The 25491-nt window shown below is 60.7% G+C and carries 20 protein-coding genes, 1 other RNA gene and 2 pseudogenes; 10 read left to right on the forward strand and 13 right to left on the reverse strand.

What is annotated here, in order from left to right; all coding sequences use genetic code 11:
* Nucleotides 1-34: 34 nt before the first annotated feature.
* Entirely contained in the window at nucleotides 35-883 is an 849-nt protein-coding gene (locus tag FZ934_RS08915) for an aldo/keto reductase (protein ID WP_153270784.1), read from the forward strand.
* A 36-nt stretch (nucleotides 884-919) separates the two neighbouring features.
* On the opposite strand, the gene ilvN is transcribed toward FZ934_RS08915, so the two are convergent.
* On the reverse strand, nucleotides 920-1492 hold the full coding sequence (ilvN, locus tag FZ934_RS08920) for an acetolactate synthase small subunit (RefSeq protein ID WP_037129025.1): 573 nt from the start codon (nucleotides 1490-1492) through the stop codon (nucleotides 920-922).
* A 26-nt stretch (nucleotides 1493-1518) separates the two neighbouring features.
* Complete coding sequence (locus FZ934_RS08925; protein ID WP_153270785.1) at nucleotides 1519-3312, reverse strand: acetolactate synthase 3 large subunit; 1794 nt, start codon at nucleotides 3310-3312, stop codon at nucleotides 1519-1521.
* Between the two features lie 350 nt (nucleotides 3313-3662).
* Here FZ934_RS08925 and FZ934_RS08930 point away from each other — a divergent pair, with 350 nt between their 5' ends.
* On the forward strand, nucleotides 3663-5735 hold the full coding sequence (locus tag FZ934_RS08930) for an ATP-binding protein (RefSeq protein ID WP_153270786.1): 2073 nt from the start codon (nucleotides 3663-3665) through the stop codon (nucleotides 5733-5735).
* A 13-nt stretch (nucleotides 5736-5748) separates the two neighbouring features.
* Here FZ934_RS08930 and miaA read toward each other — a convergent pair whose 3' ends face one another.
* A complete protein-coding gene (gene miaA, locus FZ934_RS08935; RefSeq protein ID WP_153272403.1) occupies nucleotides 5749-6642 on the reverse strand; it encodes a tRNA (adenosine(37)-N6)-dimethylallyltransferase MiaA in 894 nt (297 codons plus the stop codon).
* On the opposite strand from miaA, the gene serB reads away from it, so the two are divergent.
* Together serB and FZ934_RS08945 are read left to right on the forward strand one after the other, a co-directional pair.
* Nucleotides 6641-7531 carry a phosphoserine phosphatase SerB gene (gene serB, locus FZ934_RS08940; RefSeq protein ID WP_153270787.1) on the forward strand — a complete coding sequence of 297 codons (891 nt, stop codon included), beginning with the start codon at nucleotides 6641-6643 and terminating at the stop codon, nucleotides 7529-7531. The genes miaA and serB overlap by 2 nt on opposite strands.
* Nucleotides 7528-8094 (forward strand): GNAT family N-acetyltransferase, encoded by a 567-nt coding sequence (locus tag FZ934_RS08945; protein WP_153270788.1) that lies wholly within the window; start codon nucleotides 7528-7530, stop codon nucleotides 8092-8094. The genes serB and FZ934_RS08945 overlap by 4 nt, the downstream gene beginning before the upstream one ends.
* A 114-nt stretch (nucleotides 8095-8208) precedes the next feature.
* Here FZ934_RS08945 and FZ934_RS08950 read toward each other — a convergent pair whose 3' ends face one another.
* The 5 genes from FZ934_RS08950 to FZ934_RS08970 all read right to left on the reverse strand — a co-directional run bounded on the left by FZ934_RS08950 (nucleotide 8209) and on the right by FZ934_RS08970 (nucleotide 13498).
* On the reverse strand, nucleotides 8209-9801 hold the full coding sequence (locus FZ934_RS08950; protein WP_153270789.1) for a Do family serine endopeptidase: 1593 nt from the start codon (nucleotides 9799-9801) through the stop codon (nucleotides 8209-8211).
* A gap of 208 nt (nucleotides 9802-10009) precedes the next feature.
* Nucleotides 10010-10936 carry a protease modulator HflC gene (gene hflC / locus FZ934_RS08955; RefSeq protein ID WP_153270790.1) on the reverse strand — a complete coding sequence of 309 codons (927 nt, stop codon included), beginning with the start codon at nucleotides 10934-10936 and terminating at the stop codon, nucleotides 10010-10012.
* 3 nt (nucleotides 10937-10939) lie between these two features.
* Nucleotides 10940-12025: an FtsH protease activity modulator HflK gene (gene hflK / locus FZ934_RS08960; RefSeq protein WP_153270791.1), complete on the reverse strand. Its 1086-nt coding sequence runs from the start codon at nucleotides 12023-12025 to the stop codon at nucleotides 10940-10942.
* A 153-nt stretch (nucleotides 12026-12178) separates the two neighbouring features.
* Nucleotides 12179-12691, reverse strand: coding sequence for a dihydrofolate reductase (locus FZ934_RS08965; RefSeq protein WP_153270792.1), 513 nt, complete (start codon nucleotides 12689-12691; stop codon nucleotides 12179-12181).
* Nucleotides 12692-12703: 12 nt separating this feature from the next.
* The gene (locus tag FZ934_RS08970; protein ID WP_153270793.1) at nucleotides 12704-13498 is read right to left on the reverse strand and encodes a thymidylate synthase; all 795 of its coding nucleotides are present in this window, start codon (nucleotides 13496-13498) and stop codon (nucleotides 12704-12706) included.
* Nucleotides 13499-13641: 143 nt separating this feature from the next.
* On the opposite strand from FZ934_RS08970, the gene ssrA reads away from it, so the two are divergent.
* The 4 genes from ssrA to FZ934_RS08990 all read left to right on the forward strand — a co-directional run bounded on the left by ssrA (nucleotide 13642) and on the right by FZ934_RS08990 (nucleotide 15229).
* Nucleotides 13642-14016, forward strand: a transfer-messenger RNA (tmRNA) gene (ssrA, locus tag FZ934_RS08975).
* Between the two features lie 126 nt (nucleotides 14017-14142).
* Nucleotides 14143-14652, forward strand: coding sequence for an SspB family protein (locus FZ934_RS08980; protein ID WP_153270794.1), 510 nt, complete (start codon nucleotides 14143-14145; stop codon nucleotides 14650-14652).
* A 46-nt stretch (nucleotides 14653-14698) separates the two neighbouring features.
* Complete coding sequence (locus FZ934_RS08985) at nucleotides 14699-14893, forward strand: DUF4169 family protein (protein WP_153270795.1); 195 nt, start codon at nucleotides 14699-14701, stop codon at nucleotides 14891-14893.
* Nucleotides 14894-14983: 90 nt separating this feature from the next.
* A complete protein-coding gene (locus FZ934_RS08990) occupies nucleotides 14984-15229 on the forward strand; it encodes a ribbon-helix-helix domain-containing protein (RefSeq protein ID WP_153270796.1) in 246 nt (81 codons plus the stop codon).
* Between the two features lie 97 nt (nucleotides 15230-15326).
* Here the strand turns inward: FZ934_RS08990 and FZ934_RS08995 are convergent.
* Nucleotides 15327-19075: pseudogene (locus FZ934_RS08995) on the reverse strand (AsmA family protein).
* 201 nt (nucleotides 19076-19276) lie between these two features.
* Entirely contained in the window at nucleotides 19277-20689 is a 1413-nt protein-coding gene (locus FZ934_RS09000) for an FAD-binding oxidoreductase (RefSeq protein WP_153270797.1), read from the reverse strand.
* A gap of 294 nt (nucleotides 20690-20983) precedes the next feature.
* Here FZ934_RS09000 and FZ934_RS09005 point away from each other — a divergent pair, with 294 nt between their 5' ends.
* A complete protein-coding gene (locus FZ934_RS09005; RefSeq protein WP_153270798.1) occupies nucleotides 20984-22078 on the forward strand; it encodes an AbrB family transcriptional regulator in 1095 nt (364 codons plus the stop codon).
* On the opposite strand, the pseudogene FZ934_RS09010 reads toward FZ934_RS09005, so the two are convergent.
* Nucleotides 22038-22924, reverse strand: a pseudogene (locus FZ934_RS09010) (AraC family transcriptional regulator). The gene FZ934_RS09005 and the pseudogene FZ934_RS09010 sit on opposite strands and share 41 nt — an antisense overlap.
* Before the next feature lie 29 nt (nucleotides 22925-22953).
* Between FZ934_RS09010 and FZ934_RS09015 the strand changes: the two are divergent.
* On the forward strand, nucleotides 22954-23361 hold the full coding sequence (locus tag FZ934_RS09015; RefSeq protein ID WP_153270799.1) for a DUF2000 family protein: 408 nt from the start codon (nucleotides 22954-22956) through the stop codon (nucleotides 23359-23361).
* Nucleotides 23362-23408: 47 nt separating this feature from the next.
* On the opposite strand, the gene FZ934_RS09020 is transcribed toward FZ934_RS09015, so the two are convergent.
* Both FZ934_RS09020 and FZ934_RS09025 read right to left on the reverse strand, forming a co-directional pair.
* The gene (locus FZ934_RS09020; protein ID WP_153270800.1) at nucleotides 23409-24074 is read right to left on the reverse strand and encodes an OmpA family protein; all 666 of its coding nucleotides are present in this window, start codon (nucleotides 24072-24074) and stop codon (nucleotides 23409-23411) included.
* A 186-nt stretch (nucleotides 24075-24260) separates the two neighbouring features.
* Entirely contained in the window at nucleotides 24261-25256 is a 996-nt protein-coding gene (locus FZ934_RS09025; protein ID WP_153270801.1) for a flagellin, read from the reverse strand.
* Nucleotides 25257-25491 lie beyond the last annotated feature (235 nt).

Genomic DNA, 25491 nt, shown 5'->3' on the forward strand with positions numbered 1-25491 from the left:
TGGCGCCATCCAATCATTTACAGGGATGAACATCATGCGAGACGAGACAATCCCGACCATCCGGTTCCCTGACGGTACCGAGGTCCCTGCCCTCGGCCAGGGAACTTGGAACATGGGCGAGAACCGCAATGAAGCACGGCGGGAAGTCGAAAGCCTGCGAGCCGGCATCGATCTCGGCATGACGCTGATCGACACGGCTGAAATGTATGCCGAAGGCGGAGCGGAGAAGATCGTCGGCGAAGCGATCCGCGACCGCCGCGACGATGTATTCCTCGTCAGCAAGGTCTATCCCTGGAATGCCAGCCGCAAAGGCACGATCGAGGCCTGCGAAAACAGCCTGTTGCGCATGGGAACAGACCGCATCGATCTCTATCTCCTGCACTGGCGCGGCAATCATCCGCTCGCCGAAACTGTGGAAGCCTTCGAGGAATTGAAGGCCTCGGGCAAGATTGGCGCCTGGGGCGTCTCCAATTTCGATACCGACGACATGGAGGAACTGCTTGCCGTTCCCTCCGGAGCAAATGTGGCGGCCAATCAGGTGCTCTACAATCTCGCCCGCCGCGGCATCGAGTTCGACCTGTTGCCCTGGTGTCAGCAGCGCAACATCCCCGTCATGGCCTATTCGCCGATCGAGCAGGGCCGCATCCTGCACAATCCCGAACTGATCCGCATCGCCAAAGCCAACCAGGCGACACCAGCGCAAGTGGCGCTTGCCTTCCTGCTGGAACGAGACGGCGTAATCGTCATCCCGAAGACGGCGAATGCCGCCCGCGCCGTGGAAAACCGCGATGCCGTCTCGCTCGATATCACCGACGAGGATTGGGCAGCGCTCGACGCCGCCTTTCCGCCACCGGCACGAAAAAAGCCGCTGGAGATGCTTTGACCTCCAGCGGCTTCGATCATTCAGCGATCAGCAGCCTTACATGCCCTGCTGGCCGCGGTTCATGGCGGCAATGCCGGTGCGGCAGACTTCGATCAGGCCAAGGGGCTTCATGATCGACACGAACTGGTCGATCTTCGAGGACTTGCCGGTGATCTCAAGAATGAAGTGATCGACCGTCGCGTCGACGACCTTCGCATGGAAGGCGTCGGCGAGCCGCAATGTCTCGGCGCGGGTCTCGCCCGTACCGACGACCTTGACGAGCGCCACTTCGCGCTCGATCGGGCGCTCCTGGCCGAGTTCGCGGGCGCGAACCGTCAGGTCGACCACCCGATGAACAGGAACGATACGCTCAAGCTGCGCCTTGATCTGCTCGAGAACATGCGGCGTGCCGCGCGTCACGATCGTAATACGCGACAGATGCGCCTGATGCTCGGTCTCCGAGACGGTCAGGCTCTCGATGTTGTAGCCACGGCCGGAGAAAAGGCCGATGACACGGGCAAGGACGCCCGGCTCGTTGTCGACGAGGACCGAAAGCGTGTGGCTTTCGACCGCCGCCGTCTCAGGCGAGATGAAATAGGCAGAGCCCGTCGGCTGTAGGTGTGCGTTCATGGTCTTGGGTTTCCTCTACCTTATTATCAAACGAGCGCGCGGCCCTTGGCGTCGATCGCATTGGCGACCGCCTCGTCCGTGGCTTCGTCGGGCAGCAGCATCTCGTTATGTGCCTTGCCCGATGGGATCATCGGGAAGCAGTTGGCGAGATTGGCAACGCGGCAATCGAAGATCACAGGCTTCTTGACGTCGATCATCTCCTGGATGGTCGCATCGAGGTCAGCGGGCTTTTCGCAGCGCAGGCCAACGGCGCCATAGGCCTCCGCCAGCTTGACGAAGTCAGGCATCGCTTCCGTGTAGGAGTTCGACAGGCGGTTGCCGTGCAGCAGCTGCTGCCACTGGCGAACCATGCCCATGTACTGGTTGTTCATGATGAAGATCTTGATCGGCGCTTCGTACTGGATCGCCGCAGACATTTCCTGGATGCACATCTGGATAGAGGCATCGCCGGCGATATCGATGACGAGGCTTTCCGGATGCGCGATCTGGACGCCGAGCGCTGCCGGCAGGCCGTACCCCATGGTACCGAGGCCACCCGAGGTCATCCAACGGTTCGGCTTCTCAAAGCCATAGAACTGAGCCGCCCACATCTGGTGCTGACCGACTTCGGTCGTGATGTAGGTGTCACGGTCCTTGGTCAGCGCGTAGAGGCGCTCCAGCGCATATTGCGGCATGATGACGTCATTGCTCGGCGTATAGGCAAACGAATTGCGCGCACGCCAGCGAGCGATATCGGACCACCATTCCGCGATCTGGCTCTTCTCCGGCTTCTTCGGCAGGGCACGCCACAGGCGAACCATGTCTTCCAGGACACTGCCGACATCGCCACGAACCGGAACGTCGACGCGAACGTTCTTGTTGATCGACGACGGATCGATGTCGATGTGGATCTTCTTCGAGTTCGGCGAGAACGCGTTCAGGCGGCCGGTGATGCGGTCGTCGAATCGCGCGCCGATGCAGACCATGACGTCGCAATCATGCATCGCCATGTTCGCCTCGTAGGAACCGTGCATGCCGAGCATCTTCAGCCAGTTCTTGCCGGATGCCGGATAGGCGCCGAGGCCCATCAGCGTCGAGGTGATCGGGAAATCGGTGAGCTCGACCAGCTCCCGCAACAGCTTGGAAGCCTCAGGACCGGAGTTAACGACACCACCGCCGGAATAGATGATCGGGCGACGCGCTTTCGACATCATCTCGATCGCCGCATGGATCTGGTTCAGATCGCCCTGAACCTTCGGCTGGTAGCTCTTCTGGATCGCGTGGGCTGCCGGCGGCGTGTAGGTGCCGGTAGCGAACTGAACGTCCTTCGGAATATCGACGAGAACAGGACCCGGACGGCCCGACTGCGCGATGCGGAAGGCTTCATGGATGATCGCCGCCAGATCGTTGACATCCTTGACCAGCCAGTTGTGCTTGGTGCAGGGGCGCGTGATGCCAACCGTATCGGCTTCCTGGAAGGCGTCGGAGCCGATCAGCGAGGTCGGAACCTGGCCGCTCAGGCAAACGAGCGGAACGGAGTCCATAAGTGCATCCTGCAGCGGCGTGACCGCATTGGTCGCGCCGGGCCCCGATGTGACGAGCATGACGCCAACCTTGCCGGTGGAACGCGCATAGCCTTCGGCCGCATGACCGGCACCCTGCTCGTGGCGAACGAGGATGTGCTTGATCTCGTCCTGCTGGAAGATCTCGTCATAGATCGGAAGCACGGCACCACCCGGATAGCCGAACAGGTGTTCGACACCATTGTCCTTGAGTGCGCGGATAACGATCTCCGCGCCTGTCATCCGATTTTCGTCCGTCTTGTTGTCCGTGCCCGTCATGTTTCTTTTCCGTTTTGACTGCTGGGATTTGAGTTCTGTAGCAGGGAAGCCCGAATTTCAGGCATAAAAAAAGGCCCCTGAGGGAGCCTGTCATCTAGCGCATGGGTGGCTATCGCCGGATGGTTACACCATCCTGCCCATGCGCCTTCCCACCACGATAAGAGCTACTGCGATTTTCATGGGCCGAAGTGATAGACAGAAAATTTCGCATCGTCAACGCAGTCAGCAATAAAAAATCGCGACCGGTCGCCCGCCGCCCACAGGCCTGAAGCCCTTCAGAAGACTTTATTAAAGGTTGGGCTTTATCCTTGTGCGCTACCGCAGGGAGTAGCCCTTTGGACGATACGCACATGCAAACGTCAGGCGAGCATGACCGCCGCGACACATATGCACCGGGGAACAGGCTCCTCGGTCGCGTTGTCGCATGCAGCGGGTCCCGTGCAACGATTGCTGCTACGGCCCAGGCAGGCGGAACGGATCTCACGGAGCTTTGGTCGGTTGGACGCCTGATCTCGATCAGCGTCGGTCGCAACCGCGTTGTCGCACTCGTCTACTCCATGAACACCGGCAGCCACGCCTGGTCGGAAGCCGAGGACAACTACTTCAAGATCGAAACCGAGTTGCTGGGCGAAGTCCGCGTTCACGAGGACGGCAGGGAAGAATTCTCGACCGGCATTTCGCAATATCCCTATCTTGGCGCCATCGCCCACCGCATCCGCGCCCGGGACCTCATGCGCATCTATGATGCAGGCAGCGGAACGACGGCGGTCATCGGCAAGCTGACCCAGGACGAGACCATCGATGCGGCGATCCACGTCCCGTCGATGCTGTCGAAGCATTTCGCGATCGTCGGCTCCACCGGCGTCGGCAAGTCGACGGCGGTCTCGCTGCTGTTGCACAAGGCGATCGAAGCCGATCCCAAGCTCCGCGTCCTCATTCTGGACCCCCACAACGAATTTGCGGCGGCCTTCCCCAAGCATTCGGTCGTCGTCGACACCGACACGCTCGACCTGCCGTTCTGGCTGATGAAACTCGAAGAGTTCGCCGAGGTGGTCTTCCGTGGCAGAACGCCGGTGCCCGAAGAGCTGGACATGCTAAGGGACATTCTGCCTGAAGCAAAGCGCGCCTTCCGTGGCAGCGACAATTCCCTCGTGCGCCGGACCACCGAGAAAAGCTCAATCACGGCCGATACGCCGGTTCCCTATCGTATTGCCGACCTGCTTGCGCTGATCGACGAGCGAATCGGTCGCCTTGAAGGACGAAGCGAGAAGCCTTTCCTTCGTTCGCTCAAGATGCGCATCATCGCCGCGATCAACGACCCGCGCTATCACTTCATGTTCTCCAACAACACCATCTCCGACACCATCATGGAGACCGTTGCGGAGATCTTCCGCGTGCCGGGCGACAACAAGCCGATCTGCACCTTCCAGCTCTCGGGCATCCCGTCGGAGGTCGTGAACTCCGTGGCTTCGGTGCTTTGCCGCATGGCCTTCGAAATCGCGCTGTGGAGCGAAGGCGCGATCCACATGCTTGTCGTCTGCGAAGAAGCTCACCGCTACATTCCGTCAGACCCCACCCTCGGCTTCTTCCCGACGCGCCAGGCCATCGCCCGTATCGCCAAGGAAGGCCGCAAATACGGCGTTTCGCTTGGCATCATCACGCAGCGCCCCGGCGAACTCGACCAGACCATCCTGTCGCAGTGCTCGACGCTGTTTGCCATGCGGCTCGCGAACGATCGCGACCAGGAAATCATTCGCTCCGCCATTCCGAACTCGTCGATCTCGACGACAAGCTTCATCTCCTCGATCGGAAACGGCGAAGCAATTGCCTTCGGCGAAGCGATCAGCGTGCCGATGCGCATGCGCTTCTCCCGTGTGTCCGAAGAGTTGCTCCCCAAGGCCAACAGCGCCCTCGTGAAAACGTCGGAAGAGGATCCCGATAACGTCGATCTGCGCAAGATCGTGACGCGGATGCGGGCTGTCAGCGGCCCGGATATTTCAGCGTTCCAGCACAGCTACAGCGCAGCCGCGAGCAGTTTGCCGGCAATCGATGATGAAGACGAGATCGACGATGATCTGCCATTGGCGCAGATGCCGATGCCGTCGATCACCAATCCGCCGCCGATTGCCCCGATCGAACCTTACCGTCAGGACATGCTTCCCGGCTCCTATGCACCGCGCGAGCCGCTGCCGCCGGCCCCCGCGCCCGCCGTGCCGCTGCGCACGGCGTTCGGCACGGCCGCCGACACTTCGATCGACAGCCGCCTGGAAAGCCTTCGCCGCGAAACCCGGATGGAGAGACCGCCAGAGCGCAGCAACGGCCAGCCGCCGGCGGTGCCTGTCAGCATCCGCAGGGAACCGGGCGTCTCCTTGCGCGAGAGTATCCTGAAAAAGCCCCTGAGCAGTCTTTACGACAAGGACTAGGTCGCTTCCGGCGCTAGCTCAGCCGCTCCCAGCTGTCGTCCATCTGGTTGCGAGACCATGTCATCTGCCGCTTGGCATATTGACGGGTTGCCGCCGCTCCCTTTTCGACGACCTCGGCTCGCGACATCTCCCCGCGCAGCATGGCCGCGATCTGCGAAACCCCGATGGCCTTCATGATCGGCATGTCCCCGGATAGAGACAAAGCCAGAAGTGCCTTCACCTCGTCCTCGGCACCTTCCTCCAGCATCTTTTCGAAGCGGCCGTTTATACGACCATGCAGGATGGAACGCTCAGGCAGAACCACGATCTTCCGCGCCTCGTCCGGGTTGATCAGCGCCGATCCGGCCTGCTGCTGAAAGCCTGAAATCGATTGGCCGGTGGCGACGATGACTTCGAGGGCGCGAACGATCCGCTGGCCGTCCTGGGGGTTCAAGGTCGCTGCCACCGGCGGATCGCGCTCAGTAAGCTCGGCATGAAGCGCAAGCGGCCCTTCCGCCAACAGGCGAGCACGCAGGTCGCTGCGGATACTATCGGGAATGGCAGGCATATCGGAAAGCCCACCCGTCAGCGCTTTGAAATAAAGGCCGGTTCCCCCGACGAATACCGGCATCTTGCCCTCGGCACGCAGGCGCGGAAGCAACGCGCCGACGTCGCGGAGCCAGGCCCCCGTCGAATAGGCATTGCCGGCGGGCACATGGCCGTAGAGATAGTGGGCAACGCCTTGCATGTCGTCTTCCGAGGGCCGCGCCGTCAGGATACGCAGTGTATCGTAGACCTGCATGCTATCGGCGTTGATCACGACGCCATCGTGCTGTTTGGCCAGTTCCACGGCCAGGGCGGACTTGCCGCTTGCCGTCGGGCCGGTTATCAGGATCGCGTTCGTTGGGTTAAGAAGGTTTTCCATAATGGCTCTCGTTGCCACGCTTATTGCCAATCCGTCAAATCCCGTTCTAACGCCTGTCGTCGCAGAGCGGGCTGCAGAGGCGGTGAACGCATCCGGCCTTTACTGGCTCGCCGATGGGATTGCCTGCGATATCGCCCTCCGGGACGGCAGCGATATGGATGATGCACGAAAGCAGATTGCCGACATCATCGGCTCATTGCCGGTTGATCTCGTCATCCAGGAAGCCGAGACGCGTCGCAAGAAGCTGCTGATCGCGGACATGGATTCGACGATGATCGGCCAGGAATGCATCGACGAACTCGCAGCCGAAGTCGGCCTGAAAGACAAGGTGGCGGTCATCACCGCCCGCGCCATGAACGGCGAGATCGCCTTCGAGCCGGCGCTGCGCGAGCGCGTAGCTCTCTTGAAGGGTCTGCCCATCTACGTTGTCGACGAAGTGATCGCCAAGCGCATCACCCTGACCCCGGGCGGCCCGGAGCTGATCGCCACGATGAAATCCAAGGGCTGCTACACGGCGCTTGTGTCCGGCGGCTTCACGGTTTTCACCAGCCGTATCGGCGCCACCCTGGGCTTCGACGAGAACCGCGCCAATACACTGCTTGAGGAAAACGGCATGCTGACCGGCTTCGTTGCCGAACCGATCCTCGGCAAGCAGGCCAAGGTCGACGCGCTTGAAGACATTGCCGAAAAGCTCGGAATCTCGCCTGACGATGCAATCGCTGTCGGCGATGGCGCCAACGATCTCGGCATGCTGCATCTCGCCGGCTCCGGCGTTGCCCTGCATGCCAAACCCGCTGTCGCAGCGGAGGCCAAGATCGAGATCAATCACGGCGACCTGACCGCCCTGCTCTACATCCAGGGCTACAGGAAAACAGACTTCGTCGCCGCATGACGGTGATCCTGACGACCCATCGCCTGCGCCTGCGCAATTGGACTGACGAGGATCGACCGCTCTTCCACGAAATCAATTCCGATCCGGATGTGATGGAGTTCTTCGCCGTGCGTCGCGACCGCGCTGAATCCGATTCCATGCTGGACACTATCCGCGATAGCATCACCACGACGGGGCTCGGCTTCTATGCGATCGCCCTCAAGGAGACGGACGAGCCGATCGGCTTTTGCGGTCTGTGGAAACCCAGACTTGAACCGTTCCTCCCTCCGGACGCCATCGAGATCGGCTGGCGTCTTGCAAAGCGGCATTGGGGCAAGGGGTATGCGACGGAAGCTGGAGCGGCGGCCTTACGCCGCGGCTTCACCCAATTCGATCAAAGCGAAATCGTTTCTTTCGCGGTCACCGACAATCATCGTTCCACCGCCGTAATGCGTCGGCTTGGCCTGCGTCATGAACCCGAGCGCGATTTCGACCATCCTCGTGTGCCTGACACGCATCCGCATCTGAAACGCCACGTTCTCTATGCGATTAGTGTCCAGCAGTGGAATCGAACGACCGGGTAATACCGATCGCCCGTCCGCACATGAAACGCTTGCTCCGACCCGCGACGTTGGCGTCGACATCGGAAGGCGCCTCCGCTCAGTCATTCCCGAGATGATGACGCATGCCGCGTCTCGTCATTCCATCGGCACTGCGACGAAACGCAGATCGCCGTTCGCGGACGCGATCATCATCTGAGCGTTGCGGCGCCCTTCCTGCTTCAAGGACTGTACCTTGGCCGCAACCGCGTCCGGCGAGCGCATGAACTCCTGCGCCACCTCAACGATCACATCGCCAGCCTTTAGCCCCTTCTCCGCAGCAAGCGACCCCGGCGCGACTTCGGACACGAGCACGCCGTCGACGCTTTCGGCAATGCCGAAAGTCTTCCGGGTTTCCGCGCTCAGCAGCGACAATGACAGGCCGAGAACGCTCTTGGTATCGGCCTTGGCATCAGGCGTGCTCTCGGACGTTTTGCCCTTGCCGTCAGGCACCGGCTGCGCCTGATCGTCGTCGGGCTCGTCCATATCCTGGTTCTCGTTCGGATCCGGATTGATGACGCCGTCCTTGTTGTCAGCGTCGTTGGCCGCAGCCTGGTCGCTATCTTCCAGTCGACCGAGCTTGACCTTGACGGTCTGCTCCTTGCCGTCGCGAAGAACGACGACATCGACTTCCTTTCCGACAGGGCTCTCGGCGACTACGCGCGGCAGATCGCGCATCTCGTTGACGGCCTTGCCGTCGAATTTCAGGATGACGTCGCCGGCCTTGATCGAGCCGTCGTCGACAGGCCCGCCCTTGATCACGCCGGCGACCAGCGCGCCCTTGGCGCTCGACAGGCCAAGGCTGTCGGCAACATCGTCGGTCACCGGCTGAATACGCACGCCGAGCCAGCCGCGCCGCGTCTCGCCGAATTCGCGCAGCTGCTGCACGACACCGGCGGCGAGCTCCGACGGCACCGAGAAGCCGATACCAATAGAGCCGCCGCTTGGCGAAATGATTGCCGTGTTGATGCCGATGACCTCACCCTTCATGTTGAAGAGCGGACCACCGGAATTGCCCTTGTTGATGGCCGCGTCGGTCTGAATGAAGTTGTCATAGGGACCGGCATTGATGTTGCGGCCGCGCCCGGAAATGATGCCGACGGTTACCGATCCGCCGAAGCCGAACGGGTTGCCGATCGCCATGACCCAGTCGCCGATCCGCATGGTGCTGGAATCGCCGAACTTCACGAACTTCAGCGGGGTCTTTGGCTCCACCTTGAGGACCGAAAGGTCGGTCTTGGTGTCGGTGCCGATCAGCTTCGCCTTCAGCTTGCTCCCATCGGCAAAATTCACCTCGATGTCGTCGGCACCTTCGATGACGTGGTTGTTCGTGACGATATAGCCTTGCGGATCGATGACGAAGCCTGAGCCGAGCGAGTTGACGTTGTGGTTGCCGCCTTGCTTGCCCTTCTGCTTGTTGAAGAAGTCGTTGAAGAACTCCTGGAAGGGCGAGCCATCGGGCGCACGCGGAGCAGGCCCGGCGCCCTCGTCGTCCTTGACGTTCTGTGATGTCGAGATATTGACGACCGCGTCAAGCAGCCCCTGAGCCAGATCAGCGACAGACGCCGGACCGTTCGTCGGCGGCGTCGCTTGTGCATGAACCACCCCGGCAAAACTGATATTCGCCAGAAATGCTGCGCCGGCCAAGAGAGCGAGCGATCGTCTGAAGGTCGGGCGTATCGTGGGGGCCATCAAGCATCCTCATGTCACATAAAAAAGCACACTGATCATGAGCATACGGCGGAATGATGGAGGGTGAAATCACCTTTTCGCGAAATCCCGCGCAATCTCTGAAGGAGACCAATCCGGCAAGCCTTATGGCCCTAAAAATCCCATTAAAACAAAGGGGCCGGCGGTGAGCCGGCCCCTTCTATTCGTTTTTCGATACCCTCGGCGAAGGTCAATTCGCGGGCGCGGCAGGAGCAGCTGCCGGAGGCGTTGGCTTCTTTCCGTTGGCATCGTTGAAGAAGCGGAAGAACTCCGAAGTCGGCGACAGGACGAGCGTCGTATCCGGCGACGAAAGCGCGGAGGAATAGGCCGACATCGAGCGGTAGAATTCGAAGAAGGACGGATCCTTTCCGAACGCATCTGCGAAGACCCGGTTACGCTCGGCGTCGCCCTGACCGCGAAGAATTTCGGAGTCGCGCTGGGCTTCCGCGGTGATCTCCACGACCTGGCGATCCGCGATGGCGCGGCGGCGCTGGCCTTCTTCGTTACCGGATGCACGAATACGCTCTGCCTCGGCCAGTCGTTCGGAACGCATGGCGTTGTATGTGTTCGGTGCAACCTCGGGCGACAGATCGGTTCTGCGGATACGGACGTCGTCGATGTTCAGTCCGAGGTTTTCCGCATCGGTCCGAAGGTCGTCACGGATCTCCAGCATCATCGCGACGCGCTCTTCCGAAAGAGCGGCATTGTAGTCGCGCAGACCGTAGACGCGGCGCAGGGACGAGTCGAGTTGGGCCCGAAGACGTGCCTCCGCAGCCTCGCGATCGCCAGAGACCGTTTCGCGGAAGCGGCGGACATCGGCGATGTTGTAGATCACGAACGCATCGACATCGAAGGTCTGACCGTCCTGCACCTGCACGCGGATGTTATCGAGGTCGAGGCGCAGCGCCTGCTTCTCGACATACTGTACCCGATCGGCGTCCATGAACGCGAAGGGCAGCTTGAAGTAGAGGCCCGGTTCGGTCTTGACCGACTGGATCTGACCGAAGCGGACCACAATGGCCTGCTCGCGGGCATTCACCACGAAGATCGACGAATAGACGAAGAAGAGAACGACCGCCAAGGCGATCAGGAAGGCGGGAAGCTTATTCGATGTCATGGTTCAACCTCCCTGCTGCGACGGCTTGCTGATCTCGTTGAGCGGCAGGTAGGGAACGACCCCCTGCTTCTCGTCGATCACGATCTTCTTCGAATTCTTCAGCACCTGCTCCATCGTTTCGAGGAAAAGGCGCTTGCGCGTCACGTCGGGAGCCTTGGAGTACTCGTCGTTGATGGCGGAGAAGCGCTGGGCTTCACCATCCGCCTCCTTGACCACGCGGTCCTTGTAGGCCGCGGCATCTTCGCGAATCTGCGCGGCTTCACCGCGAGCCTGGCCGAGACGCTGGTTGGTGTAGCGGTTGGCTTCTTCGATCGTGCTGTCGCGGTCACGACCGGCGCGCTGCACTTCTTCGAAGGCATCGGCAACTTCGCGCGGAGGCGCAACGTTCTGGATCGTAACGCCGGTCACGGTGATGCCCGCATGATAGCGGTCCATCGTGCCCTGGACGATGTTGATCACATCGGTCTCGATCGGCTGACGATTGCTGCGGAACGCATCCTGCGCCGGACGGCGGCCGACGATTTCACGCATCGCGCTGTCGGCGACCTGCTGCAGCGTTTCGGCCGGATTCTCGACGTTGAAAAGATAGGCCTTCGGATCGCTGACCGTGAAGAAGACTGCGAACTGAACATTGATGACGCTGCGGTCGCCCGAAAGCATCAGGCCGCTGGACGACGAAGCCGACGTCGCGCCGATGTTCTGCTGCTGAACCGTAACCTTGACGGTCTCGACCGTCTCCATCGGCCATAGATGGAAATGCAGCCCCGGCATGGACACTTCCTGCTTCGGCTGACCGAAGCGGAGTTCGACCCCGCGCTCGTCGGGCTGGACGATGTAGATGCACTGGAAAAGCCAGAAGATCGCGACGATCGCTATGATAATCAGCGCAACGCCGCCGTTGAACCCGCCCGGCACGATGCCGCGCAACTGGTCCTGACCGCGCCGGATGATGTCTTCAAGATCCGGTGGACCACCTTTTCCGCCGCCGCCACCGCGAGGACGGTTCGGTCCCTGCCCCCATGGTCCCTGATTGTTACCGCCGCCGCCGCCCCAAGGGCCGCCGCCGCCATTCTGATTGCTCCAGGGCATCAAAACCTCGTTGTTCGTTTAACTGTTGGATCGCGGAACCCACGGGGGCGACGGATACTGCGATCGTGACCGTTATAAGTATCGCAGCATCCGCTTTCAACGCGACATCAGGAACTTGGCGATATTTATTGGAAAATATTCTGTTTTAGGCCTTTAGCGGCGGTCGTAGACGACGAAACGCGTCGGATAGCTGTCTTTCTCGCCAGCCGGCACCGCGATTGTTTCGCCTGCACGCCAGATGCTAGGATCGATCGAAGGAAAGACGGCATCGCCTTCGACGACGGTTTCGACATGCGTTATGCAGAGTCGGTCGCTGAGAGCGAGAGCCTGCGCGTAGATCTGGCCTCCCCCGATGATGCAGACCTCGTCCTGCCCGCTCTCACGTGCGAGCGCTTCCGCGGAAGAAATAGCCTCCGCCAGGGAACTCACCGTCGTGACGTCGGGATGGTCGATTGCAGCGCCCCGCGTGATGACCACGTTCGGACGACCCGACAACGGCTTGCCAATCGAATCATAGGTCTTGCGCCCCATGATCACAGGCTTTCCAAGCGTGATCGCCTTGAACCTCTTGAGATCGGTCGACAGCCTCCAGGGCATGTCGCCATCCCGGCCAATCACACCGTTCTCGGCAACGGCAACCACGATCGTCTTGCGGATGGAGGACATGGGCTTCCCTGCTCAGACCGCAATCGGCGCCTTGATGCTGGCATCAGCTTCGTAGCCGATCAGCTCGAAATCCTCGAACTTGAACCCGAAGATGTCCCTCACATCAGGATTGAGCCGCATGAAAGGCAAAGGCTTCGGGCTACGCGTCAGTTGCAGCTTCGCCTGCTCGAAATGGTTTTGGTAGAGATGCGCATCCCCAAGCGTGTGAACGAAATCACCCAGTCTCAGCCCCGTCACCTGCGCGACCATCATCGTCAGCAACGCGTAGGAGGCGATATTGAATGGGACCCCGAGGAAGATATCTGCCGAGCGCTGATAAAGCTGACAGGAAAGCTTTCCGTCGGCGACATAGAACTGGAAGAGGCAATGACAGGGCGGAAGCGCCATGCTGTCGACCTCGGCCGGGTTCCAGGCCGACACGATATGCCGCCGGGAGTTCGGATTCTTGATGATCCCCTGCACCAGATTGGCGATCTGATCGATATGTCCACCGTCGGGAGCCGGCCACGAACGCCACTGCGCGCCGTAGACGGGTCCAAGATCGCCGTTCTCATCGGCCCACTCGTCCCATATCGATACGCCGTTTTCCTTCAGGTAGCCGATGTTGGTCTCACCCTTGAGGAACCACAGGAGCTCATGGATGATCGAACGAAGGTGGAGCTTCTTGGTCGTCAGAACCGGAAACCCTTCCTCGAGATCGAAGCGCATCTGATAGCCGAAGACGGAACGCGTGCCCGTCCCGGTGCGATCGCCGCGATCGCTGCCCGTTTCCATCACATGCGTCAAAAGATCGAGGTACTGCTTCATCGTCCGCCACCCGTTTTCGTTACGGTCTATTTAAGCCTTCCTGGGATCGAAACCAATCGCGGCGCATGCATTATCCCGGCAAATCGTCCGGCTCACCCGAGTTCGGCGCGCTCGCGCTTTGAAAAGACGCTTTTATGACGTGCCCTCTTCCCATCCAACACGGAAAACACTATATCAGCCTTGCCGGTTCTCGGACCGGCTATGGCGATAAATGAGCGATGGAATAAACCTATTGGACCCGGGGGCGGTACCCGGCGCCTCCACCAAAAACCGGCGGAAAGACTATGGTCGCGGCCGGCTTTTGATGGGGGCGAAATAGGATCGACAAGGGTGTAAAGATCGACTTTTTGCTCGGCATGATACCGCCGTTATCGGGTCAAAAGTGTAGTTGCAAACGACAACAACGCTAAGGAATACGCTCTCGCTGCCTAATGGCGGTGCGGGAATTCCGCTCTAAGTCCTTAGGGTTAGCCCCTTAAGGCGGGGTCCGAAGGCACCTGGCAACAGAAGCCTTCACCTTCTCGCTCCCGTTTAAATCATGTATGATTTGCGAAACTACGACTCGGCTTCGGGCTTTTCCAAGCCGCCCCGGCGTGGCATATAGCCTTGGGACAAGATGCCGGAACAACGAAAGACAGGAAAGTATGGGGCAGGATCATATCCGTTACGACATTCTGGCACAGGACGCGCTGCGCGGCGTGATCCGTAAGGTATTGTCCGAAGTCGCTGCAACGGGCCGCCTGCCGGGTGAGCATCATTTCTTCATCACATTCCTGACCGGCGCTCCGGGTGTGCGCATATCCCAGATGCTGAAGTCCAAGTATCCGGAACAGATGACGATCGTCGTCCAGCACCAGTTCTGGGAATTGAAAGTTACTGATTCGGGATTCGAGATCGGCCTGTCCTTCTCCGACGTTCCCGAAAAGCTTGTGATTCCGTTCAACGCGATTCGCGGCTTCTATGACCCTTCGGTCAACTTCGAGCTCGAGTTCGACGTGCCGCTGGCGGATGGCGAGGAGCTCCCCGCCGGTGAGATCACCGCCTATCCGGTCGCCGCCGAAAAGACCGAGGACGCTTCCGCAAAGCCCGCGGAGGGCGAGGAAAAGAAGCAGGGCTCCGTCGTCTCGCTCGACGCTTTCCGCAAGAAGCAGTAGAAATTTCAAGGGAAGCATCAGCTTCCCTTTTTCGTCGGAGGCAAGCGTGAGCGCCGAAATCATCAATCTCCGCCAGTTCCGAAAAAAGCAGGCCCGCTCCGAGAAAGAGAAGCAGGCCGAGCAGAATCGCATTTCCTTCGGGCGCTCGAAAACCGAGAAGCAGCTCACAACGGCGCTGAACGAGAAGGCCGATCGCGCGCATCGAGAGGGTCATATCGAGAAGAGCGGCGACAAGGAATGATTCCGCCCGCGGCCGGAATGAACATCGTGCCGTACGCGTTCCCCTATCCCGCCTTGCCTCCCTCATGCTTGGTATAGCCGCGCCAAATCAATGATCCGCAAGCACTCGGCAACACTGCACGGACATCGCACGAGCATCTCGCTTGAAGACGAGTTCTGGACGGAGCTGAACGCGATTGCCGAAGCGCGCGCGATTTCTCTTGCCGCCCTGATTTCAGAAATCGACGATCAGCGGGACCCTGACAGCAATCTGTCGTCGGCGCTCCGCGTTCAGGTTCTCGCGTGGCTGAAATCCGGGAAAGGCGCAACGTTGCGGCCGAATTCGAACGACGCCTGATTACAACGCTCGTCCACGGCGAAGATCATCACACAACACTGTCGCCATGAACAACGTCTCCACCCGTCGAGGTCGCCAGGCCGCAACGCGCGTCCGATCACTGCGGCATCTGAACGCCAGGCAGACCGGGTATCGTCTTGAAATTGAGCGAATTCTGCGGCGGCGTTTCAAGCTGCTGCTGCGCGCGACGTGCTGCCTCCGCGGCAGCCTTTGCGTCTTCCTCGGCCTTCGCTCTGGCGCGCGCATCTGCTTCAGCCTTTGCCTTCGCTTCAGCCTCGGCTTTTGCTTTCGCCTCGGCCTCCGCCTTTTCACGCTCCGCCTGCGCGGCAAGAGCTCTCAGGCGCTGTTCCTCGGCGCTGCGCTGCGCTTCGATCGCAGCCGCCTTCTCGCGCTCGGCGTCGTTGAACTTGTAGAGCGCTGCCTCGCGCCTCAGCCGTTGCTTTTCGAGGACATTGGACTGCAGCCGCTCGACGCGACGGCGTTCGCGCTCGAAGGCGCGCAGAGACAGATAGCCGGTGATGTCGGTGACATCCATCACTCGGCCGGGCGATCCTAGCTGACCGGAAAAATCCAGTCTCACGGCAGGCTCGGCACCCGGCAAGGCGTCACCGGCGGCGTTGAGCGCGATATTCAACGAAGCGCTGATGCGCTCCTGCGGAAGATCGATCTGCGCGTTGCCGAGCAGCTTCGCCTGGTCCGTGGCCACACTGACGTTCTGGACGCGCAGCACGCCGTCGGTGATGTTGAACGGGATATTCGCAGGCGGAAGTTTGGCCTCACCATTGTTCAGCAGGGTCTCGATGATCGGGTGCACCTTGCCGGCGTTGAGCTGGTCCTGCATCGGGTCCGTCGCTGCCTGCAGAGGTGCGAGCATTCCGAGGTTGAGCCCGCGCACAGTGGTATTACCGAGGCTCAGCGTTCCCGAACCGTTGAGCGCGGCCGCGATATCGTTGACGGACTTGCCGGACGCCTCGAGCGACATGGAAAGTCCGAACTTTCCATCCGCCAGCGGCGAGCCGTCACGTGACCATACGACGCCGCCGAGGTCGGTATCAGCAAGCGTCATCTTCGTCTGGAAGAAGCCGGTCCCATCGGCATTCGTGAACAGCAGGTTGCCATTTATGGTACCGCCGTCCCAGCCCGCCTTGATGTCCTTGAGCTGCAGCTCGTCGCCCTTGTAGACGACGTCAGAGGTGAAGTCGGTCAGCGGGCTCGACCATCCCGGCCAGAACTGCTTGGCGGAAAGCTTCAGATTGACGTCCACATCCTTCAGCGCCGGCAGGCCGAGAGCCGCGCCGGAAAGGTTGCCCGTGGCTCCATCCGTCATCGGCCCATAGATCGCTTCGCCGAGCCAGGTCGCGTCCGCCTTGCTCAGCGACAGCTCGCCCGTGGCAGTCGACTTCTCTGCCTTGCGATCCAGTGTCAGCGCGCCGCCGAACTCGTTATCCGCGGCATGGCCGGCGATATCGCCAAGGACGATCTTGTCGCTGTCGACGGTCGCCGTCGTCGTAAGCTTGAACGGCAGACCGGTGCCGATCTGCGGCACCCCGAGCCCGTTCATCACGAGGTAGGGATCCAGATCCGCGCTTTCGAGCGAAACCTTGAGCTGGCCGTTCATGAACGCCTGAGGATGAACATCGACCTTGCCGCTCGCGGTAAACGAGGTGCGGTCGGTGGCAAAGGTCAGGGCCGCGTCAGCAGGGTCGTTGTCCTCCGCCTGAACCTTGAGCGTCATACGGCCGTTGGCATCGGCGTCGACAGGCAACGGATCAAGCCCCGCCTGCCCGAAGAGGATCGACGTCACCGTGTTCTCAAGCGTGGCCTCAAGGCTGGTGGTTCCCTTGCCGGTCAAGGCAAGCAAATCCGACATGCGGTAGTCGAGATTGACGCGGCTGCCATTCGCAACCCCGGCAAGCGTGACGGTCAGCCCATCGCCCTGCTCTCCGCCGAGCGTAACGGCTCCGCGCAGCGCTGTGTTGGTGTACCAGGCTGCATTGCGCACCAGGCGATCCATGACGGGATGTTGCGGCAGCTTCTGCTTCAGCATCGTAAAGAAGGGGCGGGATCGGCGGACTTGAAGGTGATCTCTCCGGACCCCTTGTAGTCCAGCAGCGAACCTTCGGCCCGGCCGGTAGCCGTGAACTCGGCGCCGGCCAAATTCTTGACGGCAAGCTTCTCGAGGGAGAGCGCGCCATCGGCAATTGTGAAATTCGTTTCGACATCCCCGGCCTCGACACCGAATGCAGTGAACTTGTCCGCCTTCAGCTGCGCCTTGATCTTGTGATCCAGCACGTTGTCGCCGGCATCCTCGCCGGTGAAAAGCCCGGTCAACGCCCTCAAGGCATCGAGGTCGAGCGCATCGCCTGCCAGCGAAACATCGAGCGTCGGCGTCTGATTAGCGACCGCCTGCCGGTCCAGCTTGCCCTTCAGGGTCGCGGCGCCCACCGCGATTTCGAGATTGTCGAATGTTTGCCGGTCATGGGTCAGGCTGACATCGGCCGAGAAGCCCGCCTGGCGCAGCTGACGGATGGCGGGATCGACCGATCCGGCAAGCCAGGACGCGAGCCCCGTCGGCTGCTTGGAGGCGACGGTCACCTGCCCGGCGAAGGACGCCTCGCCCTGCAGATTGAGTTTGCCGTTTCCTTCGACCAGCGTGCGCCCCGGCAGCGTTCCCACCGCGTTGTCGATCGTCCAGCCGTTGGCAGCTGGTTCAAGGTCGAGCTGCACGTCGCGGATGGTCGTATCGCCGGCAACGATCGCCGGCAGCCTGACGCTTGCCTTGCCCGGCACCTGTGGGATCGGAACCTGCGAAACAATCCGCACCAGCGAGTTCAGCCGCTGACGCGCCGACAGGGCGGGGTCGCGCGCCGTCTTTCCGCCGGCACCCTGATTGCCGATCCGGTTGACGTCGATCTGCTGGCCGTCGGCCGTCAGCAGGAACTGCGGCTTGCCGCCGGTATCGAGCGTCGCTTCGCCGGTAATGACATAAGGATCCTGCTGCGAGCCGATTTCCAGCCGGTATTCGGGGATGCGAATGCTCTCGTTGGTAAGCTCGAACTTCCCCTTCATCCGCGGTGGAACGTAGTTCTTGTCGGCCTTCTTGTCGTTCGACTCGATCGCCGCCGACACCGTTCCCTGATAGTTCGGCTTCTGGTCGATCAGCTTCAGTTCGCCATCGAGATCGACAGACACGGGATGTTTGTCCGGCTCGAGGCGCGTGCGCATCCTGAGCACACCGCTTTCATCGGGCTGGTTGCTCGATATCAGGAATTTGCCATGCTCGCCATCGAGCGCCGCATCACCCTCGATCCTCCAGGGACCGGCCAGCGACTTGGCTGACATCTCGGCATTGAGACCGGTCACATGCCGCGATCGGCCGGATTGGTCGTCGATGAACTGGACATCGCCGCCGCTGACGTGAACGTTCTCGAGGACAACGGTCTTGGCCGGAATCTCAGGCTGGCTGCCATGGGTCCAATCGAGCGTCCCATCCTTGAGGAGACGCAGCTTTACCTTCGGGTTCACCACCCGCATGTCGAAAATCAGCGCTTCGCCAGACAGGAACGGTGCAAGCTCGGCATCCATGGAGAACTGTTCGACCTGCACGATCGGCGAACCGTCCGGCTCCCGACCGACGCGAACGTCATGCATGGTCACCGAGGGGAAAGGAAGCAGCCGCGCGTCGACAGCGCCGTGCACCACGACCTTCTTGCCGATGATGCGGCTGGCCTGATCCTCGAAGTTCTTCCTGAAGTCGGTCCAATCGATAAAAAGCGGAGCCAGCAGTGCCACGAACAGCACCACCACGATCAGTCCGCCCAGCACGACAAGGAACCGGCCTAGCAAATTACCTACTCTCCATTCGGGATACCAACGCGAACACTAGAGCATGAAACCAAAAAGTGTGAAGCGGCTTTCGGGCAACATCCTGCTCTATTTCCCTGCTTTGGAGACACGCTCTTGCCGGCGGCTCGATTCTCTACGCGATCACCTGTGTCTAGTGGTATCCGCACCACAAGCAAGCCATGATCAACACAATGTTGTTTTTCAGGCAGAATGGAAAATCTTTCCGGGATTGAAGATGTTATCCGGATCGAGAGCCTGCTTGACGTGACGCATCAGATCGACGGCACCGCCAAGCTCCTCTTCGAGGAAAGCCATCTTCCCCTGCCCTATTCCGTGCTCCCCGGTGCAGGTTCCGTCCATCGCCAACGCCCGCGCGTTCAACCGCGCGACGAACGCCTCGGCCACCGCGATCCCTTCAGCCGTCTTGTCATCGAACAGCAGCAACACGTGAAAGTTCCCGTCTCCCGCATGCCCGACGATCATCGCGAGCAAACCGTGCTCCTCGATATCGGCTTGGGTCTGACCGATGCACTCCGCAAGCCGCGATATCGGTACGCAGACATCGGTTGAAAGAGCCGCCATCTCGGGCGCCAACGCGCGCGACGCCCAATAGGCATCGTGGCGAGCCTTCCAGAGCTTGTTTCGCTCCTCGGCGTTGACAGTCCATTTGAATTCGCCGCCACCGCACTCGGCCGCAATCTCTGCAAACTGTTCGGATTGCAGCGCGACCGTCTCATCCGTCCCGTGGAACTCGAGGAACAACGTCGGCGTCTCCTCGTATTCAAGCTTCGAATAGGCATTACAGGCCCGGATCTGCAACGCGTCGAGGATCTCGATGCGGGCGACGGGAATGCCCATCTGGATCGTCATGATCACGGCGTCGCAGGCAGCGGTCACGCTTGGAAACGCGCAAACCCCGCCGCCGATCTTCTGCGGAATGCCCTGGAGCCGCAGCGTTACCGACGTCAGAATGCCGAGCGTCCCTTCGGCGCCGACGAAGAGCCGGGTCAGATCATAGCCTGCCGAGGATTTGCGTGCGCGCCGAGCGGTCCGGATTTCCTCGCCGTTCGCGGTGACCACGGTGACCGCAAGCACGTTGTCCTTCATCGTTCCATAGCGAACTGCGTTGGTTCCGGAAGCCCGAGTCGATGTCATGCCGCCGATCGAGGCGTTTGCGCCGGGATCGATCGGAAAGAAGAGCCCGGTGTCACGCAAATATGTGTTCAGCTGCTCGCGGGTGACACCCGGCTCAACCGTGCAATCCAGATCCTCGGGGTTCACTTGGAGAATACGGTTCATCCGGCTGAAGTCGATGGAGATGCCACCGTTCGGCGCATTCACCTGCCCTTCCAGCGACGAGCCGGTGCCAAAGCCGATCACGGGAACCTTGTGCTCGGCACAGACCTTGACCACTGCTTTGACGTCGTCCGCGCTCTCCGCGAACAGAACGCCATCGGGAAGCTGCGCCGGAATATAGGTCGTCGTATGCGCATGCTGCGCACGGAAGCTCTCGCCTGTTTGAAAACGCTCGCCGAAGCCCTGCTTCAGAATACCGAGAACGGCGGAGATCCCCTCCTCGTTGCGTTTTCCAGCCTTCGCATCCTTGAGCGCCATCTCATTGATCTCCTTACCGCTAATGCCCGGAGGCAGCTTGGTATGGGACATCGAATCGCGACTGTCTAGTGAAAGTGTCGCTGCGAAGGGCGCATTCCGCAGCCACGGCAATTCCGCCGTCCAACGCGCGCCGATCGAGGGGCGTCCCCGTAGGATTTCGCAATTGACCCTGCGATCCCGTGAAGCATATACCGACCGAAAGCCGTCCGGTCGCGCGACCGGTTCCTTGTTCAGCAAAGCCAGTCCGCGTCACACCTGTCCCCGCGGATATGCGCCACCCAAAAGCACGGGAAGTTGCCTTTGAAAGACGCCAGCCGCCTGCTGCGCAAAGCGAGCCTGCCGCGATGGGCACTGTTGCTTGCGATCTCTTCGGCTCTGGTCCTGGCGCTGGAAATGCTCGGCCTTCCCGCATCCCTGCTGATCGGGCCGATGGTTGCCGCAATCATGCTGGCGCTCACGATCGGCCAGGGGTCGCTTCGCGTGCCGCGCTGGCCGCTTCTCTTTGGTCAGGCATTGGTCGGCTTTCTGATGGCGCGCGCGATCACGGTCGACATCATCGGGACAATGGCGGCCGACGCGCCGCTGTTCCTGTCGATGATCTTCTCCGTGATCGTCGTTGCCAGCCTGCTCGGCTGGCTGCTCACGCGCTGGCAGGTCTTGCCGGGTACCACGGCTGTCTGGGGCTCCTCGCCGGGGGCTGCCTCGGCAATGGTCATCATGTCGGAAGAATACGGCGCCGATGCCCGCCTCGTCGCCTTCATGCAGTATCTGCGGGTCGTTTTCGTTGCCGTGGCAGCCTCCGTCGTTTCGCGGCTCTGGGTTGCCGCCGACGGCGGCGAGCCGCCACCGCTGATCCTGTTCCCACCGATCGACTGGCCCGCCTTTGCGGTAACGGTGACGCTGACCTGCCTTTGTGCCTTTCTGGCTGTGCGCCTGCGCATTCAGGGCGGCACGATCATTCTCCCGCTGATAGCAGGCTCGCTGCTGCAGGGCTTTGGTCTTCTGAAGATCGAGTTGCCGATGTGGCTGCTGGCCATCAGCTACGCATTGATCGGCTGGAACATCGGATTGCGCTTCACCCGAAGCATCATCATGCATGCTGCCAGGGCGCTTCCGCGTGTCGCCGCGTCCATCTTGCTGCTGATGTCTCTCTGCGGCTGCATGGCCTTCGCCCTGCATAAGTTCGCCGGGGTCGATCCTCTGACGGCCTATCTGGCAACGAGCCCCGGCGGAGCCGACTCCGTTGCCATCATCGCTGCCTCCAGCGACGTCGATGTGCCCTTCGTGATGGCGATGCAGACCGGCCGCTTTCTCATCATCCTTTTCACCGGACCGATGCTGGCGCGCTTCATCGCAAGGCGATCGGGGCTTGCGGAAAATCCCGCCTGAGACCGACCCACTGCCCGGTGTCATCCCGTATGTCTTCTTGAAATGGCGATTGAAGTGGCTCTGATCCGCAAAGCCGGTCGCTGCTGCGACATCCGCCAGCGTCTCTCCTGCACCTATCAAAAGACGCGCTTTCTGAAGCCGCCGCATCAGCAGGTAGCGGTGCGGACTGGTCGCAAAGGCCGCCCTGAAATGGCGGGAAAGCGTAAAGCGATCGAGCCCCGTCGCCTTCTCGAGTTCGACGGAACTGACCGCCCTGTCGAGGTTGTCCTCCAGATAGTCGCGCGCCTCACGCGCCCTCTGCCACGCGATCAGACCAAGCGAGCGCATCGGCAGGCGTCCATGCCCCGCGAGCATCGTGGCAACACGGGCCAGGAAGTCATCGACGAATAGCTCGTCAAGCTCGCGATCCAGCTCTGACAAGGCAGCCAGCAACGTGCCCGCCAGCGCCTCGTCATTGATGACGGGATCGGCGACGAACGGCAACGCGGCCTTTGCCGCATCCATGCACTCGATCAGCAGGGCCGGCTCCAGATAAAGCATGCGGTATTGAAGGCCGTCATCGGTACCCGCCCCACCATCGTGCTCTTCATCGGGATGCAAGACGATAACCTGTCCCGGAAGGCTGAACCGACGTTCGCCTCGATAGGAAAAGGTCTGGATGCCCTTGATCGTCACGCCAAGCGCATAGGTATCGTGACGATGCGGCTCGAAGGCATTGCCGTGAAACCGGGCTTCGATCCGCTCGATCCCCGGAAAGACGGGCGCAGTCGCGATCTCGTCCGCGCCGCCATCGATGCACAAACGTTCAAGACCCTGGAAGACGTGGTTGTTTACATCCTGGCTCAACGAGAACACCTCGCACGAAAGAAACTGGCATGTTCGATACCAAAATTGCGATTGTACTGCGAAACAATCTTGCGTCCTGGCAAAAGCTCAACGTCACCGCCTTCCTGATGAGCGGCGTGGCAGGACAAACGCCTGAGATCATCGGCGAACCCTACAAGGACCGAGCCGGCAACACCTACAACGCTCTCTCGATCCAGCCGATCATCGTCCTATCCGCAGACGAAGCGACCATCTCGACAATACACCGCCGCGCACTTGAGCGGGACGTGACCTCTTCGCTTTTCATCGAAGAGATGTTTTCGACCGGCCATGATGCCGCAAATCGCGCTGTCTTCGCCAACTACGGTCCCGAGGACGCCAAGGTGGTCGGGATCGCCATGAGAGCGGACAAGAAGATTGTCGACAAGATCACCAAGGGCGCAACGATGCACCAATAAAAAACGGCCGGGCGCAAGCCCGGCCGCTTCAATCGAAGAGAGCTGGATCAGCCCTGCGTGACAGGCGCGATCTGGATCTCGACGCGGCGGTTCTGCGCGCGTCCGGCTTCCGTCGCATTCGAAGCGACCGGCTGCGATGGGCCGAAGCCGACAGCCGAAACGCGGCGGGCGTCGATGCCCTGGCCGCCGAGATAACCCGCAACCGATTCCGCGCGACGCTGCGACAGATCCTGGTTGTGCTGCAGGCTGCCGGTCGAATCGGTATGGCCGTTGATGTCGATCAGCGTGCGGTTGAACTTCCGCAGGACGATGGCGACCGAATTCAGGGTCGGGTAGAAGCCCGGCTTTACGGCGTCCTGGTCGACGTCGAAGGTGATGTTCGACGGCATGTTCAGGATGATGCTGTCGCCGCGACGCGTCACGGAGATGCCGGTGCCTTCAAGCTGCTGACGAAGCTCGGCTTCCTGCTGGTCCATGTAATTACCGATCGCGCCACCCGCCAGAGCGCCGACGCCTGCGCCGATCAGAGCGGCATTGCGGCGTCCATGCGCGGAGCCGCCCACGGCAAGGCCGGCAAGTGCGCCGACACCAGCGCCAAGCATGGCACCGCCCGCCGTGTTCGACATCTTCTGCTCGCCCGTATACGGGTCGGTTGTGGTGCATGCACTAAGGTAAGCTGCGGCAACAGACAGAAGTATGATTTTCTTGATCATGAGCAGGCGTATCTCCAGTTCGATGGTGATGCGAGCAGTATTAAGGAATGCGGCAACAAGATGAAGCGTCCGCACTCGATACTTAAATTTCGATCAATTGCACAGACCAGAAACCGTAAATGTCTGAAACGGTCAAAAATGAAGCCCGCACGAGGGCGGGCTTCCTGGCGCGCGATGGCGGTCGCGCTATAGATTCTGGAACAACTGACGGACTGTATCGTAGGTCGCGTTGGCGATGTTCAGCGATTGCATACCAAGCTGCTGCTGCGTCTGAAGCGCCTTGAGGCGGCTCGCCTGCTCCTCCATGTCGGCATCGATCATGCGGCTGATACCGCGAGAATAGGAATCCTCCATGCTCTGCGCGAAATCGCTTTGAATGCTGATCCGCTTCTCCAGTGCGCCGAAGGCCGTTCCGACGGTTGTCATCTGGTTGAGCATCTTGTCGACGACGGTGACCATTTCCTTCACCTGGTCGTCGGTGGTCGCGTTCGAGACACCGATCTCGACCTGGCTCCCCGAGGCACCTGCGCTCGACAGCATGACGTAGTTCTGCGAGGCCCCGACCTCGGTGGCGAAATGCTCTGATGTCAGCGCTCCGTAGTCGCCGGAACCACCGCTCCGGTCATCGATGAGGTAGCGAGCATCCGCCGATGTCGTGGAGTCGACCGGCGCCAGATCGACCTCGTAACTGAGCGTGCTGACCTCAACGCGCCCATCAGAATATCGGATGAAGGACGACGGGATTTCCCGCGGCTTGGTCGGGTCGTCGCCGTCGCTGAGCGTGACCCAGTTGTCGCCGTTGAAGCTCGCCGACTGCGCGACTGAGCGCAGTTGATCCTTCAACTGCGATATATCCGTATTGATCTTGTCCTTGTCGACACCCGATTCCGTGGCCGAGACAAGCTTGGCCTTGATCTGGCTGACGATATCGATGGCGCTGTCGACGGCATTGTAGGCGGTGCCCATCGTTGCAGCCGCCAGACCCAGCGCATCCCGGATGGCCGAATGCGCTTTCTGATCCGTCTTGAGTGTCGAACTGATCGCCCAATAGGCACCATTGTCAGACGCTTTTTCCACCCGGAGCCCGGTCGTGACCTGCCTCTGGGTCTTCGTCATGTCGCGACTGATGTCGCGCAATACATAAAGTGCGGCATCCACCGAGGTGCGCCGATAAATACTCACGGGTACTGAACTCCGAACACAACAATACGCAACTGATACAAATGAACCTGTACCGCGGACGCTCATATCCGGGAGCGCCGAAACAAGGCGCTGAGCGGCGCTCCGGAACGCTGGAGCACCTGTTGGTTTCTACCCGCTATGATTACTGTCTATGCTTAAGAAATACCTAAGGTTCAAAGATCGTTTAGCGATCCTGATGACCAATCGTAAACCATAAGGACGAGAGTGCCCGGCA

Origin of the sequence: Rhizobium grahamii (assembly GCF_009498215.1) — a bacterium.
GTDB classification, from domain to species: domain Bacteria; phylum Pseudomonadota; class Alphaproteobacteria; order Rhizobiales; family Rhizobiaceae; genus Rhizobium; species Rhizobium grahamii_A.